17 protein-coding genes and 2 pseudogenes are annotated in these 17,038 nt (G+C 52.5%); 9 read left to right on the top strand and 10 right to left on the bottom strand.

Annotated elements, in window-relative coordinates; genetic code table 11:
* Positions 1–199 precede the first annotated feature (199 nt).
* Positions 200–565 (bottom strand): hypothetical protein, encoded by a 366-nt coding sequence (locus tag NDI56_RS21100; protein ID WP_310921731.1) that lies wholly within the window; start codon positions 563–565, stop codon positions 200–202.
* A 192-nt stretch (positions 566–757) separates the two neighbouring features.
* Between NDI56_RS21100 and NDI56_RS21095 the strand changes: the two genes are divergently transcribed.
* Positions 758–1,306, top strand: a complete 549-nt coding sequence (locus NDI56_RS21095; RefSeq protein ID WP_310921730.1) for a hypothetical protein — start codon at positions 758–760, stop codon at positions 1,304–1,306.
* Between the two features lie 82 nt (positions 1,307–1,388).
* On the opposite strand, the gene NDI56_RS21090 is transcribed toward NDI56_RS21095, so the two are convergent.
* From NDI56_RS21090 to NDI56_RS21075, 4 genes are all read right to left on the bottom strand, one after another.
* A complete protein-coding gene (locus NDI56_RS21090; RefSeq protein WP_310921729.1) occupies positions 1,389–2,609 on the bottom strand; it encodes a hypothetical protein in 1,221 nt (406 codons plus the stop codon).
* 114 nt (positions 2,610–2,723) lie between these two features.
* Positions 2,724–4,013, bottom strand: coding sequence for a hypothetical protein (locus NDI56_RS21085; protein WP_310921728.1), 1,290 nt, complete (start codon positions 4,011–4,013; stop codon positions 2,724–2,726).
* Positions 3,976–4,467 (bottom strand): hypothetical protein, encoded by a 492-nt coding sequence (locus NDI56_RS21080; protein WP_310921727.1) that lies wholly within the window; start codon positions 4,465–4,467, stop codon positions 3,976–3,978. Before NDI56_RS21080 ends, NDI56_RS21085 begins: the two co-directional genes overlap by 38 nt.
* Positions 4,467–4,916, bottom strand: a complete 450-nt coding sequence (locus NDI56_RS21075; RefSeq protein WP_310921726.1) for a DUF4065 domain-containing protein — start codon at positions 4,914–4,916, stop codon at positions 4,467–4,469. The genes NDI56_RS21080 and NDI56_RS21075 overlap by 1 nt, the downstream gene beginning before the upstream one ends.
* A 678-nt stretch (positions 4,917–5,594) precedes the next feature.
* Between NDI56_RS21075 and NDI56_RS21070 the strand changes: the two genes are divergently transcribed.
* Together NDI56_RS21070 and NDI56_RS21805 are read left to right on the top strand one after the other, a co-directional pair.
* Positions 5,595–5,999 carry a replication/maintenance protein RepL gene (locus NDI56_RS21070; protein ID WP_310921725.1) on the top strand — a complete coding sequence of 135 codons (405 nt, stop codon included), beginning with the start codon at positions 5,595–5,597 and terminating at the stop codon, positions 5,997–5,999.
* A 26-nt stretch (positions 6,000–6,025) separates the two neighbouring features.
* The gene (locus NDI56_RS21805; protein ID WP_417936054.1) at positions 6,026–6,382 is read left to right on the top strand and encodes a type II toxin-antitoxin system PemK/MazF family toxin; all 357 of its coding nucleotides are present in this window, start codon (positions 6,026–6,028) and stop codon (positions 6,380–6,382) included.
* A 41-nt stretch (positions 6,383–6,423) separates the two neighbouring features.
* Here the strand turns inward: NDI56_RS21805 and NDI56_RS21065 are convergent, their stop codons facing one another.
* Positions 6,424–7,431, bottom strand: coding sequence for a DUF6735 family protein (locus tag NDI56_RS21065; RefSeq protein ID WP_310921724.1), 1,008 nt, complete (start codon positions 7,429–7,431; stop codon positions 6,424–6,426).
* Positions 7,432–7,643: 212 nt separating this feature from the next.
* Between NDI56_RS21065 and NDI56_RS21800 the strand changes: the two are divergent.
* A pseudogene (locus NDI56_RS21800) lies at positions 7,644–8,224 on the top strand (ParA family protein); the annotation flags it as partial.
* Between the two features lie 168 nt (positions 8,225–8,392).
* Here the strand turns inward: NDI56_RS21800 and NDI56_RS21050 are convergent.
* The 3 genes from NDI56_RS21050 to NDI56_RS21040 all read right to left on the bottom strand — a co-directional run bounded on the left by NDI56_RS21050 (position 8,393) and on the right by NDI56_RS21040 (position 11,061).
* Positions 8,393–8,680 carry a ribbon-helix-helix protein, CopG family gene (locus tag NDI56_RS21050; RefSeq protein ID WP_310921721.1) on the bottom strand — a complete coding sequence of 96 codons (288 nt, stop codon included), beginning with the start codon at positions 8,678–8,680 and terminating at the stop codon, positions 8,393–8,395.
* Positions 8,681–8,823: 143 nt separating this feature from the next.
* On the bottom strand, positions 8,824–10,086 hold the full coding sequence (locus NDI56_RS21045) for a Cdc6/Cdc18 family protein (protein WP_310921720.1): 1,263 nt from the start codon (positions 10,084–10,086) through the stop codon (positions 8,824–8,826).
* A 648-nt stretch (positions 10,087–10,734) separates the two neighbouring features.
* Positions 10,735–11,061, bottom strand: a complete 327-nt coding sequence (locus NDI56_RS21040; RefSeq protein WP_310921719.1) for a DUF6788 family protein — start codon at positions 11,059–11,061, stop codon at positions 10,735–10,737.
* Positions 11,062–11,196: 135 nt separating this feature from the next.
* On the opposite strand from NDI56_RS21040, the gene NDI56_RS21035 reads away from it, so the two are divergent.
* Complete coding sequence (locus NDI56_RS21035; protein ID WP_310921718.1) at positions 11,197–12,123, top strand: MarR family transcriptional regulator; 927 nt, start codon at positions 11,197–11,199, stop codon at positions 12,121–12,123.
* 44 nt (positions 12,124–12,167) lie between these two features.
* Positions 12,168–12,923: pseudogene (locus tag NDI56_RS21795) on the top strand (DUF6036 family nucleotidyltransferase).
* Between the two features lie 388 nt (positions 12,924–13,311).
* Here NDI56_RS21795 and NDI56_RS21025 read toward each other — a convergent pair.
* Positions 13,312–14,133 (bottom strand): toll/interleukin-1 receptor domain-containing protein, encoded by an 822-nt coding sequence (locus NDI56_RS21025; RefSeq protein WP_310921716.1) that lies wholly within the window; start codon positions 14,131–14,133, stop codon positions 13,312–13,314.
* A 101-nt stretch (positions 14,134–14,234) separates the two neighbouring features.
* On the opposite strand from NDI56_RS21025, the gene NDI56_RS21020 reads away from it, so the two are divergent.
* The 3 genes from NDI56_RS21020 (at position 14,235) to NDI56_RS21010 (ending at position 17,018) form a co-directional block, all read left to right on the top strand.
* Entirely contained in the window at positions 14,235–14,981 is a 747-nt protein-coding gene (locus NDI56_RS21020; RefSeq protein WP_310921715.1) for a hypothetical protein, read from the top strand.
* Positions 14,982–15,520: 539 nt separating this feature from the next.
* Positions 15,521–15,964 carry a hypothetical protein gene (locus tag NDI56_RS21015; RefSeq protein ID WP_310921714.1) on the top strand — a complete coding sequence of 148 codons (444 nt, stop codon included), beginning with the start codon at positions 15,521–15,523 and terminating at the stop codon, positions 15,962–15,964.
* A 406-nt stretch (positions 15,965–16,370) separates the two neighbouring features.
* The gene (locus NDI56_RS21010; RefSeq protein WP_310921713.1) at positions 16,371–17,018 is read left to right on the top strand and encodes a DUF8102 family protein; all 648 of its coding nucleotides are present in this window, start codon (positions 16,371–16,373) and stop codon (positions 17,016–17,018) included.
* Positions 17,019–17,038 lie beyond the last annotated feature (20 nt).

Here is a 17,038-nt window from a genome sequence, read left to right as displayed (position 1 = left end):
TGCCGCTCATGGAAAGTGAGTCGTCGACGGCACGCGTCTGCGAGCGACGGTCGGGACGCGACGCGTTCGCTAGCGGTGTATCACCCAGCCATCAGGCAGGCATTCACTGTGGGTCTTGACCAAATTGTGGAACGGCTCGTCCTCGTTGAACCGTAGACCCTAGCTGGTCTCATGGTGAATTTAAGAATAAAATGCTCAATCACGCAATAAGAATCAACCCCGTACCAACAGCGTACACAGCAATAGATTTCGGGTCTGTGTAGGTAAAGTAGTCCACGGAATAATTGAATAACGCCATCGCACCAAGAATCATTATCCCCAGCCGAGTCAGTGGGGCAACAGTGGATACGAAATCGGTGACAACCGGGTCAAGTTGTTGAAGTCCCCATCCAAAACAGACCATGCCACCGAAGAATGGGAGCGCCTCCACTTTCCCCTTGAATTGGGTACTGCCGGCAGTCTTAACATATCTCTTGCCACTCTCAAATAGCATCCCACCGCCAACCAGACCAGCAGCGCCGTAAATGAATGCGGTGAACAGTTCGGTTGTAAAGTGTGCTATCATGCATGCTAAATGAGTGCATCACCCCTCAAAAGTGGATATTACTGTTTTAGCCGCTATTCGGCCGAATAAAGCCTTACACGCCCGAATAAACCGATTTCACCGCGCGTATAACCCCACTTATCGTCCGTGTATCGAACCTCATGGACTAAACCAAATATTCCATTTATTACACTTGATATAGAAGGGGTGGATATGGCGATTCCAGAAGAGATTGAAGACAAGTTGGACGCAGACCAAGCGTGGGCTGTGCAGCATGCAGATATCGTTCAGGTCATGGACGAAACACCTAAATCAAAACCATGGTCGCGCTACATGATTCAGCAACATCTTGCTGATGATCCAGCGAAAAAGACAGTTCAAGACAGACTCGATGAACTGGTTGAACTTGATGTTCTGAAGCGATACGATTATGGAAATTTTGCTCTATACGACTTAACATATGACCCAATCGTAACTGATGGTGGTCGGCTCAAAGATGCGAGTCCCGTCGAATTAGCGACTCTCCGCGACCGGACTGGTGTCCGGGATCTTGCATCGGGTGCGATTTTCACGAGCGTCGTGTTCCTTATGATTGGACTGGTTACCGAAGCCACGACGCTGATATCGGAATTTGACCTAACAGGGAATTTTTACGCCGATACAGCCATAGTATTGTACGTATTCGGCTTTGGACTCATTTTTGTCTTGGGACTCGTACAGCGAATGGAACCCTGGCTTCCAAAGACAGAGTCGTCTTCATAACGTTGTGATTCTATAAATTTAAAGAATATACGTCTACGCTGCTCGCCTCTATGAAGAACCGATTATCATAACGACAGCAGTGCTATTCGAACTCTATTTCGATGTGTTCAGGCACCGATTCGGGAGAAATTCGCTGCGTCGCCACGTTCCACTCCCAATCGATTGTGGTCCCGCATGTCTGGCACACCTCATACCCGTCTGTCCAGTAGAAGTAACTCTCACACTCGTGGCACTGGACATCGTCGTGACCCGTTGGTGGGGGATTGATATCGTCTCGCTTGGACTGTCGATCACGAACACCACTCCGATACCACTTTCTCCACGTCTGTCGCTCAATGAGCGGCGCGAAATCAATCGCCATAGAAATATCGGCACGCGCCACATGCGGTAACTCCACACCAGATTCAAACAGCTTCTCCCATGATATCGTTCGGAATAGCAACGGTTCTGTGACAGTGGGAGGCAGCTGTATCGTCGGTTCGCTCCCATCCAAGAGTCCCGCACGAACCTCATCACGATATGTTTCGGCGGGATACTCTTCGGCTCCTTGCTCTACCCATGTCGGAAACAACTCATGCCATGATTGTTGCTTCCACAGTTCGCGAGCCTGCTCGTCGTGCCATTCACGGGGCAGTGTTGCTGGCACGTCGACCGACTGTAGCTCCCGGTATGCGGCCTGCCATTCGCTCCGGTGCGCTCGGTGATTCTGTCCCGGTTGCCACCACACTGTCTGTTCTGGAACCTGTTCGGGCCACGCGGCTTCCTGAGCCCGCGCCCTGATGTCAATTGCAGCCATTCGCCACTGGTCGGTCCCGAAATCCGCCTTGTCCGTCCAAACAACGGCATAGTCTTGGGCGATAAAATCCGCTGTCGCGGCGTCGATGTCCTTCGACTCGTTCTTGTGCTGAACTTCGACTACGACACCCTGTCCTAATTGTGGATCTCGCTGCTCGAAGGTCACGACGGCGTCGCCAAACCGTCGGTCTTTGTCGGACTTTGGTGCCTGGAGCTGTCTCTCCATCTCGCAGTTTTCGACATTACCCTCGAAGACATCATCAAGCCGGTCAGCGGCTAGAGATTTCCATTTTAAATGGATATCGGATTCAGCGACAGACTCACACGCTGTACCGCCACCGCCACCACGACCCATGTTTTTGATGTGTTTGAAATGCCGACCCCGCCCGTCACTGGATTTGCTCCACACGCGCATCTGCCCGCCGCATTCTGGGCATACCACATCGGTCTGCTTCGGGACTTGTCGTGGGGCAGCTTTTTGCCCGTCGTATATCGCAATCCAAGGCATCACTAGTCACGTACGGTGCCTGAAAGTAACCGCCAAATTGGCTTAATGGTTCGAATAGCGGGGTGTAAGTGGAACCGGCAGACGCGACAATTATATCTCTTACCTCCTCGCAGATTAGTTCTCAAGCAATGCAGTCCGATTCTCCACAGCCTTCCGCCACCGCTGCATATACTGTAACTCCTTCCGTGAAGCCACCTGTTGTGAGCTGCGGTACTCTGATGCAATCTCCTTGAAATCCGTCTGCAAATTCTCGACCACATCCTCGACCTCGTCTTCTTCGACCAGTCGCGCGTGCTCCCAGCGTGTCAAAATCCGGTGCTTCATTACGACTGTCTGGAGCGCAGTCTCAACCTCATCCTCATCTGCCTGGTCGAGCTCTGCTAAGTCGCGCCAGTTTTCGAAATGCCGACTACAGAACTCACAGTCACACACCGGCTCATCAGCCCGTGACATAGTGTCCACCACAGCCTGAATCTGGAGGAAGTCTTTGACTTTGTCAGCATAATACCGAGAGGATATAGCGGAAGAACTTGATTTGGATTTGGGCTTAATCGACTCACTGTACTTTTCGCCATGAAGCGTTCCGTAGGCAGTTCCTTTCAGTCCGAAGTCGTGAAGGAGGTTAGCGAAGAAATCACCGTAATAAAAGTACGGGTCGATACCCACAGATGCGAGGTCGTACACGAAGTCGATGATATGCTTGTATTCTGACTCGTTGGTTTCGTGTTTGTCGAGGTCCTCAAACAGGAGGAAGCACTCCCCAATATCTTCGTTGCTGAGCAAATTGACCAGCTCAGTCCGATTCTTGCCGCGACCTATTTTCGCCGTCGACGTGTAGACCACCGGCCGCAGTGGACGAGTGGCTTGAACCTTTGAAGCCGAGATAATCGTCCGGAAAGCGTCGTAATCCTGGTCTTTTTCGAGTTTGTGTGCCCAGGGGATTACCGCATCGGGTTTGGCTTCCTCTCTGCTGACATCCAGTGTCTCATATTTCCCCAGGTGCTCGTCCAGCCGTCGGTATACGATAGTTTCCTGAAACTCAATAGCGTCTTGGGCAATCTGCTCGATGGTTTCTGTCTCTAGAAACCGAGCGTTGACCGTCCCCGGATCCTCGAGGAGTCGCTTGAACGGGTCACCGAGTTCATTTGCGTAATCCTCGTGCCATGGCCTGAGGTTGCCGTTCTCGTACCGGAAGCTCTTCCCCTGGCGGAACTCAGCCAAGATGGGGTCGATATAGTAACTCAAACTCCGTTCTTCTATCAGGTCAGCGAGGAGCTTCGGTACCCGCTTTTTGGAATTCGCAAGGAGATGTGCCGATACAAGTGCAGAGTCCCATTTTTCATGGTGGTCTTCAAAAATAGAACGCTCATTGGGTGCTTTGTACCGAACAATCGTCTCGAACATCGTCTAATACTTTTTTGACAATGTTCTCCTTTCTACATAATTGTTGCGCGACAGATTCAGCTTCAGCAATAACCTCGATATCCTCGTCAACGCTGAGGAGCCCTATCGAGAGCTCTTCGAACCGCTCTTCGAGCTCAGTGGAGATGGAGTGTTCCCAGACAGCCAAATAGGAGTAGTCCACCACGTCTGCATCTCGACGGGCCTGTTCGATGCCGCGGCCGATATTCCGGGCTTTCATCTCGATTGCAACTGTCTCGTCGCCGTCGATCCCCAGGATATCGATGGGGTACGAGAAGACACGTGCTTCGGTGGTGAAGGTGATATCCTCACTGCGGAGATAGTCTGCGAGAATACCCAGTTGATACTTCTCTGGAATATACTGGTTGCGGTGCTGCTCTTCACTCTCGACCCACCGTTCCGTATACTCCCGCTCGACGTGTTCGATATCGGCCATCAGTCGCCCTCCAGTTGGAGTTTGTCTTTGATTTCGGATTCTGTCGCGAATGATGGGTACGATGTGTAGACGACTTCAAGCAGCTCAGGTAACGAGAGATCTCCATATGATTCGACCAAATTCTCTATCTCGCTCTGATACTCAGGTTCGAGTATCTCAACCAGTTGCGACGCGATCTTTTTTCCTTTGGGTGTGATACTGAATTCCTTGTTCGAGAGGTCGTTGTCGTCAACTCCAGCAAGTGGGCCGTCATCCATCGGTGTGGCTTCAATTGCTCCCAGTTGGAGAAGGAAATGTAGTTCCTCGTATACCCTCTCTGAGAATGGACCCATCTTATAGGGGGCAAAATTGAACGCGATATCGTTCTCGTATTCCTCGAAAAATTCCGTTTCCTGCTCGATGAGGAAGAGGAGTTTTTGTAGCTTAGTGACACCCCGAATTGACTCCATCTGGTAGAAGAGAATAAAAACGACATCAGTCCGTCGGTCAATTTCATCAATCGGGGGCACGTGAGATACCTACCACATTTGACTAGCTCTTGGGTAATGAAGCTTTACGGCTGGAGCGACGGCGGGTTGGTGACCGGGGACGTTTTGTTGCATGGGGGCTTACGCCAAAACAGACGCTCCCGACGAAACACGGGCTGACGCCCGCGATAGCGCTCCTCCCGTCGATCCACACTGCCGAGAGCCATCGCTGTCGCTCGTGAGCGTCGAACCAGTGTGTGCCGCCAACCCGCCAAGATCACCGGCACACTAGGAGCACCCATCGGCTACCGGGTGACCCAGCTGTCGACGGACACGTAACCCTTCGGTGTGTCGCTGTCGGTTCGGGAGATCGGGGCCACGGAGAGAGCCATCTATGCCAGCAAACACCGACCCAGAAGAGCCCAACACCACAGATGAGCCGGTCACGGTCATCCGGTGGCGAAAGTGGGAGACCATATTCAAGACCTGTTCTACGCAGCGACGCTGCTCGGGATGGCGTACGCAGCACTGACCAAACTCCTGTAATAGGTGACAAAATCAGTTTTGAGCGGGTTTAGACTGTCGAAATAGTCAATTTCGCCGTTCGATAACCGAGCGAATCCAAACACTAATGACACTCGATGACAAACAATGACAACAATGATGGAGCCAGTACCAGTTGACGACCTCAAGAAACGGGAAGAGACAGAGATTGACTTCCCGATTAATCCGGACACCAACGAGGAGGTGGCACTCCGGTTTTTAGCGAGCGAACCGAAATTTGGCTGGCCACCATCTAAAATTGCGGAACGCACCGGAATAAACGAGAGTAGTATTACGAAAACCATGCAGCGGCTATACGAGAAAGATCTAGTTGATCGTATCTCAGGCCGGTATTTTGTCAATCCAGACTTAGAAAAAGAAATTAACGGACTCTTGGGTGACTTACATAACGCTGCGCAGTCTCAGGCTCATCCGAAAGAGAATATACAGACGAGTGTCCAGTCAGAGGATATATCTAAATCACACGCGTCTGAAGATGAGATTGATGAACTACTTGACTGATTTCCGAAGTAGACTCTATCAAACCTATGAAATTTAATCGACGAGATGTCGTTTCACTTGATGACCCGTATGGAAATGATAAGACACGGTCTGCGGTCATTATATCTGATGGACGTCGGCCGAAGCATGAGGACGGTGCTATTCGATACAATGTCGTTATGCTCACCTCTCAGATTGAGGAGTTTGGTGATCACGATTGGGCACAGACATTAGATGACACAGGAGACACTGTGCCGGGAGATTCGTTACTGAGTGATTCGGTTGTTGAGCCGTGGGGGACGTATGTTGTTCGCGAGGAGAAACTTAGCGGACCCCACGCTCAGCTAACTGATGGTGGGATGAAGAAGGTGGCTCGGTCATTGGCAAATATGGTTCTTCGTTGATAACCGATTACGCCCACGATTACTTATAGATAGAACAGGGCCTATGCCTCGCTTAGCGGGAGTGGCATGAATGGGGTGAAATCACTGTATTCCTCTGAAATGGCCTCCCCATAGTGGGATTCAATCGTGGTGGAGAATCTTGTTAACTCGCGTGATCGGTACTCTTGTATGCCTGTAATGACACCTGGATTATCAAAGCGGAGTGTTGCGATATCCTGTCGTAGTTCCTCAATGAGCACCATACTGAGTTCAAGCCGCAATTCATTTGCTAAATCTCGGGGAGACGGAATATTTCCGTCGTAGGTCCAAGGATAAGATGGCGCCTCACTGTCCCCCGACCAGACTTCAACAAAAATGGCAGACCAAGGAATCAGTTGTCTGGGTTGGGTACCGCTATACTCTATCACACACCCATCATGATAGAGCACAGTAGACGGTGACTCAGACTGCCCAGCCTTTTGAGCCCGAGTTTCCATATTGATTCCTTGCACGATATCTAAATGGTACTGGCAGAACGGGAAATACAACGAGGGGGGCATCTCTGTATAGATTTGAAGATCAAAAAAATCCGATCCAGAGAGAGAATAGCTAGCGGGCTGCTGGTCAGCCGTTGCTTCCTCCGGGCGAATACCAAGCCGTTCGCAGTCATAGAGCTTTACCTCCGCTGAATCCGCCAAAAGAGGGAGTAAACTGGATGTGATAGGCACAATAGAAAAGACATCTACCCGCCAGTTTTGAACGACAAAGAGCACTTCAGCAGAGATATCTGGGAGTGAGAACGGTATTTCAGCTGATTCGACCTCCTCTGCGAATGGATCCTGCTTAATGAGGTCGTGTTCGATTACCTCATACCCCTCTTGATCTGCAGCAAACTCGGCAACTTCTGTTGGAAGAAGCGGCGGCATATCGGAACCCGTCTTTTCATATTCCCCTTCAAGATAGCCATCTAAGACTTCTTTAAGTTGATATTGCTCTGCACCATTGCGGCTGTAGTGTAAATCAAAGGTCCCATCGCCGTTTGCATAGGCAACAATAGCAGAATGGCTCACAGACAGTTGTTTCTTTTAATCGTCAAATAGCTACCCCATTTCCGCCGGATAGCGGACTGGCACAGCCAACAGCAGGTGCTGCTAGAGTTGTTAGCATGAACGAAACCGTATCTGACTCAATGGTGTCAAAACACTCTATAATATTAGTCACGGAGAGAACATTAAATCAGCAACAGCGTCTGACGTAGCACTAAGTAGTTCGGATGGTTTGTATGGCCGAACCAGCCAAAATAACAGTCAGTAACCAGAAAAGAGGTGTGGGCAAAACGGCCATCGCGATCAACGCCGCCGGCGCGCTGATTGCCCGTGGCCGAGACGTCCTCTTCGTCGACCTTGACCCCCAAGGCAATGCCACGGAGAATCTCGGGCTTCGCGAAGCGTACGATAGTGAGCCACCGTCGCTGTTCGATATCCTGAGTGACTCCGAGCAGCGCGACCGCATCGGCGAGCTCGTCCGTGAGCACGAGGAGATGTCCGTCACCCGTCGATCATCGACATGACTGCCGTCGAGCCGGAGCTCACGCTCTCCCGCCGGTCAGGCGAGCAACTCGCGCTCGCCCTCGAACACATCGAGGACGACTACGACTACATCATCATCGACTGTCCGCCCTTCCTCGGGAGCCTGATGGACAACGCGATGTATGCCGCCCAGAACGTCCCCATCCCGGCGCTGGCTGAAGACACGAGCAAGCGGGCCTTCGAGCTCCTGTTCGATCACATCGACGCGCTCGAGCGCGACTACGAGATAGCCATCCAGGAACGTGGCGTCGTCATCAACCGCATCGACATCCGGTAGTCACCTGCCCGGAGTTTGTAATATGGCCAGCCAGTCAGTGGCTCCAGCCGGTGGTCAGTCCAGTCTTGCGCCTCAGCAAGTTTCTTCAAGAGCGTTCTCGAGGCTCGGGATTAAGACTCTCCAGATGTCATCAGCTTGCGGCGTAATCTCCACGTCCGTCATCGGTCACTCGTCGACGTCGACACCGTATGTGTCCCCGACCTCGTCGAGAGAGTATGTCTCACCACGTTCGCGTTGCTTGCGACTGGTTTCGAGGTCCTCGAGGACCTCTTCGGAGAGTCGAATCGGCGGGTCCACCCAGGCCCGGAGTGCGTCGCGGATTGCCTCGGATCGAGACGTGTATCCATGCTTCTCGTATTCCGCGTCGATCTGGTCGACCAGCTTCTGCGGGACACGGACGTCGATTTTCGTCGAGCCGTCCCCCTCACGGCCGTCGTCGGTGTCAGTATTCATAGGTTGTGAGACAGGCGTCTCACAGAAAAGGCCTCAGGTAGTTAACCAACATCGGGGCTGATAGGCAGCGACTGTTGGTTAACCTGTGCGTTCAATTTCGCGGGAGACACACCAAACTCCGAATTCGCTCGTTAAGCCTAGTATTACATGTACGCAGTCAACCGTGCTTGGTCTGCATCCTCAGGATCAGGAACGAGATCGTACCGCTCAAGCATCGACTCAGCGCCTTCTTGATCGTATTTCAGGCCCTCGAAAACGAGCTCTGGAGAGACTTCAAGCGTGTGAATGTACGAACGTCCCCCAGCTCGGCCGAGATTCCGCTCGTCGCGTTCGAGCAGGCCGTAGAGACGAATAGAGTCGAGGAAATCGTTGACCCGACGTTTCGACCGGGGTTCGTAGCCACAGACAGCACAGATGTTCTCATACACATCGTAGATGTTCTTCGCTCGTGGTGAGGACTCCTCATCGAGATTGAGGAAGGTCGTCGCGAGCAACGCGAGTTTCATCTGCGAGGTGAGCTGGTCGCGAACGATTGTCAGGACGCGCTGTTCCTCCACACGACTGCCGGCTTCCTCAACGTGTTCCTGCGTGACCTGGGGTTCGTCTTGTTTCCGAGCAATATTGCCAGCTGTCTCTAAGAGGTCAAGAGCTTCGCGAGCGTCACCCTGTTCTTGGGCGGCTCGGGCTGCACAGAGCTCGATAACTCCCTCATCAATTATGCCCTCACGGAACACCAGTCCGGCGTAGTGAGAGAGAATGTCGGTCAATTCGTTGGCATCGTACGGAGAAAAGAAGATTTCGTACTCACAGAGGGTGCTCTTGACGCGCGGGTCTAGCGAGTCTTTGAACATGTGGTTGTTCGAGATACCAATCACGCCGACGCGAGTATTCTCGAGAGATCCCATCTTCCGAGCGCGGGGGAACTCGTAGAGCAGTTTATCATTGTCGGCGCCGAGCATATCGATCTCGTCCAGCACGACGACGACATCACCGTCAAGTTGGTCCAGTTCCTCGTACAGCGTCGACCAGAGGAAGCCCTTCGTCGGTCCCTGTTCAGGGATCTGGTCGTCGCCGGGGCGGAGCTGGTTGATCAGTGAGATGAGGACATTGAAGATACTATCGTCCTTGTTGCAGTTGACTTCGAGAATCGTGAGCGGGATATCGTGCTGGGCAGTCTCCTCCCGAAGGAACGACATCATCTTCTTTGTGACGACGGTCTTGCCGTTCCCTGTCTGACCGTATATGAAGACGTTGTTGGGGCCGAACCCCTCCACAACGTCCTGCAGAGCTTCGGAGTAGCGACTGATCTCCTCTTCACGACAGAGAATCGTTTCCGGAGTATACCCTTCGTCGAACGGTTTCTTGTCGGCGAAGATTTTGCCCGGTTCGTCGAACGGGGAATCCATCTTAGGAGTGACCACAACAGGATGGTACATAAATTCCTAGTTCGAGTGTTTCGAGTGTTTCGAGTGTTCAGTGAGATTCTCGGTATTGGGGACCCCCCATTTCAAGTGTAAAACAGTGTTATAGTGCCTGTATCGATTATAGAGCCTATCTGCTTTTCGTGTCGAAATTCTGATTTTGTCCCGTCCCCCCATTTCGAGTGTTCTCCAAGTGATGATGCCCACCGCGACGGTCCAGTGGCAGTAGTCGATAAGACTGAGGGAGGTTACACACACACCCCCCGTTTCGAGTGTTCTGCGAAAGAAGGAGGCCATGGGTGAAAACACGTTGAGGAAAGAGATAGAAACGGGCTATAGAGGGTTTCTACTGCTATATCTTCATTTTAGGCAGTTGTACTGGAGCGGGAGGGCAGAAAACTGTTACTGCCTTTATTTATATTCTTTTCTACTAGCTAGAGTTAGTAGTAGTAGTAGGGCTCTCTCTCCACAGATAAACACTCGAAATGGGGTGTGGTGGGGACACTCTTTATATATGAAACGCCCCGTTCGGTCCTATACCCCCTCCTACGGCTGCTCACCGATTAACACTCGAAACGGGGGGTGTGTGTGGTGGAGAACATCGCAGACTCACTGCAACAGCTCCCGGTTAGTTTACTCCTCATTTGGGTTGACGGGGCCTTTGTATTGCGAACGAATCTTGTCCCCGTCCCGCCACTGCCAGTAGTAGTACCGGTTATCGTTGATTTCTTTGACAGTGATCGTCGCCTTCGCTGGTACGTCGTCCGGGAGCTCATCGGATCGGTCCTCGGCGTCGGTCTCGTCTGCCTCCTCCTCGAGACGCGCTTCACGTTCCTTGTGTTCGGCCAACGCTTCAGCGTAGCGGGCGACATCGCGAAGACGGTCTGGTGGGGCCTCGTTGAGAGTGGCGACGACCTCTGTGGAGAGGTTCGCCGGTGGGGTCGGTGGTTCGTAGGACATCGGCTCTCTGTTAACCAACATAGGGTCTGCAATCCATAGTGTTGTTGGTTAAGCAGGTCTGCTGGTTTTCCGACTCCACGGAATGTAACATCATAAGTAATTTATTTATAAAAAAGTTTCGTAATATGTTACACTATGCTCCGACGCATTGAACTCGAGGTCCTCGCTACCGTCGAACGTGGTGACACGATTTCCGACCTCGCAACGAAACTCGGCCACAGCGAAAGTTATCTCTCTCGTGCCGTGACAGACCTCGTCGAGAAGGAGCTCGTCTACACGAAGCGCGACGGCCGCCGAAAGCGAGTCATTCCCTCTGATAGCCGGGCCGTCGAAGTCTACCAAGACCTCGTCCGCCAGCATTCCCACATCGACTTCCCTGAGCTGTTGACCAGCAAGGCCCTCGTGGTACTGTATTACCTCGACCACCCCCGAACCGTCTCCGAGATCGCTGACCGAACCGACAACTACCGAAACACCGTCAATCGCGTCCTCAAGCGACTTCGCGACCGTGGCCTCGTCGGCACAGATGCTGGCCAATATGACTTCAACGGTGACTTCGACCGACTACACGAGTTCGCTCGCGAACTTGTTCACCATCTCCACCGACAGTATCTCCAGTCAGCCGCCCCGCATGGAACGATTCTTTGGGAGGATCACGACGAATTTCTCGCACAAACTGAGTCAGAAATCGAAGCCGCCCACTTCCACGAAACCGGGCTCGCACGGTTTGCGGCGTTCGACCTCCAGTTTCTGCTGACCCGCCACCGCTACTACCTCTACTCTGAGGACGTGGAGACAGTCTCGCCAGCGGAGCTTTGCTGTCACACGTTGTTAATCGACGACGACTCTCGCCACCGCTCATACTGTCTCCTGTTGCTCAGCCACGTTGACGTCGACGAGGATGCTCTCCAAGAGCAAGCGGAGAAGTACGGCCTCGAAGATGAAATCGACGCCCTGCTGCAGTACCTTGAGACGCGAGGCGCAGTCGATACGGAACGCCTCCCAGAGTGGGACGAGTTCCAGAAGCTAGCAGCTGACTACGAGGTGCCATTACCATCATGAGACCAACGTTTGGACGAGAGTACATCGAGAACGAGTTCCAGTGAATCGCAGATGGGCTGTCCGGTCCGCTCACGGTCTATCTGATCGGTGGCGGCGCGATGTCGCTGCGCGACCTCAAGGGAGCGACGAAGGATATCGACCTCGTCGTCGCCGACGGTGACGTGTACGGACAGCTATGGGCTGCCCTGATGGATCTCGGATATACTGAGGTTCAATAGCTGGACGCTGATTACCGGGCACTGGGTACGACGAGCTGCGTCGAGAACGACGATGGGTGCCGCCTCGATATTTTCAGCCAGCAGGTTGCGAACAAGCTCGTCCTGACCGACGGGAGGCGTAACCGGAGTGAGCCGTTTCTCGACACAGACCAATTGACGGTCCGGTTGGTCAGCAACGAGGATATCTTCCTGTTCAAACTAATTGCTGGACGTGACGACGACATTGCGGACATGAACATACTCGTGCAGGCTGGCCTTGACTACGACGTCGTCCGGGCTGAACTCGACGCACAGATTGACTGGCTCAACGATGACCAGTTCGCCACCTTTGCGAATGGGGCTCTAGTCGATCTTGAAGAGCAGTACGGGGTGACCACACCAATTGAGGACCGCGTTCAGGAACTGACTGACCGATACTACCGGGGACTCGAAGTTCTCCAGACACTTGACGGACCGATGACCGTCGACGAACTAGCTACCGAGCTCGGATTGGATATTGACGTGGTCCGGAATCGAGTCACGTATCTTGCGGAATTCGGCCGGGTACGCCACGATGGCGAAATAGTAAGGCCAATAGAGTAGTCTGGTATCTACCCCTCTATACCTGTACGGCACTGGTCCCAGGGGTCCTCGTCGACGTAGTGACCGACGAGTTGCGACTGGCCGACTGGGACGTGTTCCAGACGGTCCCCGAGTGCTCGGAAGCGTCGATTCACGAGGTCCGCCCATAAACGGCGCGTCGGTGGCCGACGCGAAGGGGTTCGTGTACGAGCCCGTGCGTGGACCCAAGCGGAAGATCGAGTTCGAACCGCGGTCTGACGGTGGCTTCGTGCGGGTCGAGGCCGTCTGGAACGGGTGTCAGTGGCGGTGACCGGGCGGGAGGTCGTGACGACGATGCGGCGGATTCGATATCCACAACTCTACTTCCTATCTATCGGTCGCGCGAATGTTCAATTAGCACGTCACCAACTTACTGGACAAAACCAGATTTGTAGTCGTCACGGTCATCTGAAAGTTCCTCTAATCGGGATTCCTCAACCCGGATCGTGAACTCAGTTTTCCCAGAGCGAATCTCTTGGATATCGGATATAATGCCGTTGAGGGGCTCGTCATCAATCCGCTTGACCGTCATTATTGTGCCCTTTGAACTGCTTGTGTAGTCGATTTCTCTATCCTCGTCCCGGATTTCTGTCGCTTCGAGTGCTGTGAGATTAGGAGCATTATGATTGCGCCACGATTCAACGGTGACCTCTTTGCCGACTTCGGGGTCAAACCGCCCCTGAAATCTGATGTCTATATCTATGAAATCGGTTTTTTGACCGCCACCTATGTCTCCGCCCCACTCATCATTGTCTCCGCCTCTATCCTCTACTATTTGATAGATTGAGGCAGCAACGGTCTGCACGTTTTTCTTGTCGATTTCCTCCGCGATTAGGTCAGCGAGACTGGGGCTCTGTTGATAAACGTAATCGTGGTCAACTCCATGCCAGAGCGGGAGAATCACATCCTCCTCATTCGTGTGCTTTTCAACAAGACCATTCAGTTCCCATTCAGAAGTACCCTCAAAATAACTCTCAGAGAGAATAACGACGCCATATTCAGATTGAGTAAGGCCATCATCAATGGACTCGCGGATACTACTTCCAATCGACATTTTGATATCGTCAAGCCAAACCTCCACTCCCATTGAGCTCAGTTCTTGACCTAGAAGTTTTGCTATCTCCTTAGAATCGGAGTGTGAGTAGGAAATGAAGACATCCTTCCCGTCTGTATTTTCTGTTCCTGAATCCATATTTTGTACCTGTAGCGAAATGTGATAATTCTTGATATCGCTGATATCGACCTAATTTCTTGGCACAGCAACTATTGATTATCAGGTGGATTATCCGATAAATGTGGATTCCGATTCTATCGGCAATTGCAGGAGCTGTCTTTGGGCAGCTAATTCGATATGGCTTCCACCGATATCAGAATAAGCAGCAAGCTGTCACAGAATGGAATGAAGATGCTATCACACAAATCAGCCGGGGGCACGGAGTTTGTGAAAGCGCCAGGGACCGCTCAGATTTGAATTATGGTAGTATATCAAACGAAGCAGCGAAGACTGCACAGAAACTGAAAGCTCTGGTAAATCCATACCCCGATGGAGTAGATGACGAGGCCGCAGAGCAGGTCCGGGCTCTCTACGTGGTATTCCGGAAGTTAGCGGCTCTGACCGAAGCTAGTGAAGAGAAAGCAACTGATGAAGCTCTTGACGAAATATTTGAGATGGGACAGCAAGAGTACTCCCAAGCAGATAATCTTGATATGGGTGATGCAGTTAATGAGTCGACGGAATATTCTCCTTTGATGGACAAACTGTTCAAGAAATCAGATACTGATGCCCGAATTTTCGGTTCACAATTCGGTGAACAAATAGAAGAAGTTCAGACACTTGAGGAGATGATTCAACAGATGGCTCCTCAGGTTACTGATGATCAAGAGTTGATTGCGAAAGCAGTCGAGTCGCAATTCATCTCTGATGAATGGGAAGATGGTCTCTCTCTCGGTGTCCGTATCTATCTCCAAATCGCAGCGAATCTGTCCACAGAGGCGATAAATTACATTAGCGAGATGAACAATATGGAGACCGTAGCCTGATTTTCACTGGTATCCCTCCCATTCAGCAACTACAACCGTCCGTTAACCAACAGTCGGTCGCTCTCACCCGGTTCTGTTGGTTAACTATGTCGCGTAGCTGAGACGGTCTAGGTGTCGGCGAGCTCGTCGACGGTCGCCACTAGGTGGCGGGGCATGCACTGCAGTGTCACCGACACTCCTGGGTTCGTCTACGAGCCCGTTCGTGGCCCAAGCGGAAGGTGGATCGAGCCACGGAGTGACGGTGGTTTCGTACGGGTCGAGGCTGTCTGGAACGGGTGTCAGTGGCGGGTGACCGGGCGGGAGGTCGTGACGACGATGTGGCGGGTTTGAGCGAGCCAGTCGGTTTTCTTTCGAGACAGGATTGCCAGGTCAGAACGTGGGCGAACTGCGTACAACTGTTCTCCCAGAGTGGGGCGAGACGACTGGACGTCATCGTTATGGTTCCCTTCGAGATAGTCTCGCTTATCCTGAGAACATCTAGATAATCTCTAGAAAGAAGTTAAGACAGTAGAAATCCAAAGATAATGTAGATAGTCTCCATGAAGACAGAGATAACGATTACGATAGAGGAAGACGATAAGGTTCCGGCCGCGGTCCGGGAGTTCGTCGGAGATCAGCTGCGTGGCGATGGTGCGGCCGTCGAGGTACAGAACGAATCTAACGAGGAACCCGCCGACGAGGAGTCAGAGACCCAATCCTATGAGGAGGTGCTGGACGATCTTCCGTCCGACGAGCACCGGTACGTGTTCCGCGCTCTGGTGCAGAATCGGGGCCGAGCGCGACGGGTGATCCACCGAGCGGCAAACCAGTTCGAGGACTCGCCGTTCCATGAATTTGACCCGGACAATCCGGGGTCCGAGCGCGGCCGGATTGGCCAGATCCTGTGGGAGCTCGAGGGGCTCGACTATGCCTACCACGACGGGAACAAGTGGTTCCCCGAATCGGACAAGTTCACCAAGTCAGCGCTCGAAGCGGACTGGTAGGAGTGGGGTGAGAGTTCGAACCGCGGTCATACGGTGTTTCGTGCGGGTCGAGGCCATCTAGTACAGCTGTCAGTGGCCGGTGACTGGAAGAGAGGCCATGACGACGATGCGGCGGCTAGCTTCACGAAACTTACCGACGGACACCTGCCATCGCCTGTTCAACAATCACGTAGCTTGCTATCGCCACGATTAGCGCTACCAGCCAGATCGCGAGCTGAGCATTACCAGTGAACGTGAACGGGAGCATCCCAGCCACGACATTTGTGAGTGCGAACATCGCTACCGCCGCAACCAGTCCAAGTGCGGACATACACGACCATCCAGCGTAGGGATGAAATTAACCGATTTGTTGCCTAAGCCCTGCAACTAAGTAGTATCCGCATTTCATTAGCTAACAGACTAATATATGACTCATAATTTTGACTGGGTTGAGCGTGACCGAGGTATCCTGACCGAACGTGACCGGGAACTCCTTCTCGGCAAGGTTGGTGACGACCTCGACGAGAACGCTTGGAACGTGCGTCGGTACAATATCCGCAAGCGAATCGAGAACGCGCTTTACGACTTCCATATCATTGCCCAGAACCTCCCAGTCACCGATATCCGCCAAGTGTTCGAACCCGCATACGAGTGGTCGCGAGAGCGCAGACGATTGGACGAAGAGGGTCGAACCTCGAGTAATCCAGATGTAGACCAGTTGCTCTGGAGCTGGCTGTCTCTCTTCGAATTTTTTAGCTACGGTATGCACGCCGGAGGCAAGCAGGAGACACAGATTCTGATGCAAGGACTTGTTGAGGGTGGTATCGAACGAGGCTACCGTGAGTATCAGCACGACAATCTCCCGAAATATCGAGAAATTGAGGCCAATCTCGGGCTCGACTACGGAAATCTCGTGATGCGTAATAATTATCTTAGAGGCGTTCTGCGGGACTTGCCATCGGAGCCGTCGAAGATTGCTGAGGAGGTTATGCGGCTCCGTCAATTGAGAAAGATTTCACAGATGGATGCATCACGCTGGTTTGATGAGTATGTTCGGAGACCGGACACAGAGTGACACCTCATAATTTTCGGATA

The sequence above is a fragment of the Halomicroarcula saliterrae genome, assembly GCF_031624395.1.
GTDB lineage: Archaea > Halobacteriota > Halobacteria > Halobacteriales > Haloarculaceae > Haloarcula > Haloarcula saliterrae.
This window is presented reverse-complemented; position numbering and strand designations above follow the sequence as displayed.

Excerpts from the sequence above, each read along its gene's own strand:
- NDI56_RS21040 (WP_310921719.1), bottom strand. The coding sequence starts at position 11,061 with ATGTCCTACGAACCACCGACCCCACCGGCGAACCTCTCCACAGAGGTC.
- NDI56_RS21045 (WP_310921720.1), bottom strand. The coding sequence starts at position 10,086 with ATGGATTCCCCGTTCGACGAACCGGGCAAAATCTTCGCCGACAAGAAA.
- NDI56_RS21090 (WP_310921729.1), bottom strand. The coding sequence starts at position 2,609 with ATGCCTTGGATTGCGATATACGACGGGCAAAAAGCTGCCCCACGACAA.
- NDI56_RS21070 (WP_310921725.1), top strand. The coding sequence starts at position 5,595 with ATGATGGAGCCAGTACCAGTTGACGACCTCAAGAAACGGGAAGAGACA.
- NDI56_RS21095 (WP_310921730.1), top strand. The coding sequence starts at position 758 with ATGGCGATTCCAGAAGAGATTGAAGACAAGTTGGACGCAGACCAAGCG.
- NDI56_RS21025 (WP_310921716.1), bottom strand. The coding sequence starts at position 14,133 with ATGGATTCAGGAACAGAAAATACAGACGGGAAGGATGTCTTCATTTCC.
- NDI56_RS21805 (WP_417936054.1), top strand. The coding sequence starts at position 6,026 with ATGAAATTTAATCGACGAGATGTCGTTTCACTTGATGACCCGTATGGA.
- NDI56_RS21015 (WP_310921714.1), top strand. The coding sequence starts at position 15,521 with ATGAAGACAGAGATAACGATTACGATAGAGGAAGACGATAAGGTTCCG.
- NDI56_RS21035 (WP_310921718.1), top strand. The coding sequence starts at position 11,197 with ATGCTCCGACGCATTGAACTCGAGGTCCTCGCTACCGTCGAACGTGGT.
- NDI56_RS21020 (WP_310921715.1), top strand. The coding sequence starts at position 14,235 with ATGTGGATTCCGATTCTATCGGCAATTGCAGGAGCTGTCTTTGGGCAG.
- NDI56_RS21010 (WP_310921713.1), top strand. The coding sequence starts at position 16,371 with ATGACTCATAATTTTGACTGGGTTGAGCGTGACCGAGGTATCCTGACC.
- NDI56_RS21050 (WP_310921721.1), bottom strand. The coding sequence starts at position 8,680 with ATGAATACTGACACCGACGACGGCCGTGAGGGGGACGGCTCGACGAAA.
- NDI56_RS21080 (WP_310921727.1), bottom strand. The coding sequence starts at position 4,467 with ATGGCCGATATCGAACACGTCGAGCGGGAGTATACGGAACGGTGGGTC.
- NDI56_RS21075 (WP_310921726.1), bottom strand. The coding sequence starts at position 4,916 with ATGGAGTCAATTCGGGGTGTCACTAAGCTACAAAAACTCCTCTTCCTC.
- NDI56_RS21100 (WP_310921731.1), bottom strand. The coding sequence starts at position 565 with ATGATAGCACACTTTACAACCGAACTGTTCACCGCATTCATTTACGGC.
- NDI56_RS21085 (WP_310921728.1), bottom strand. The coding sequence starts at position 4,013 with ATGTTCGAGACGATTGTTCGGTACAAAGCACCCAATGAGCGTTCTATT.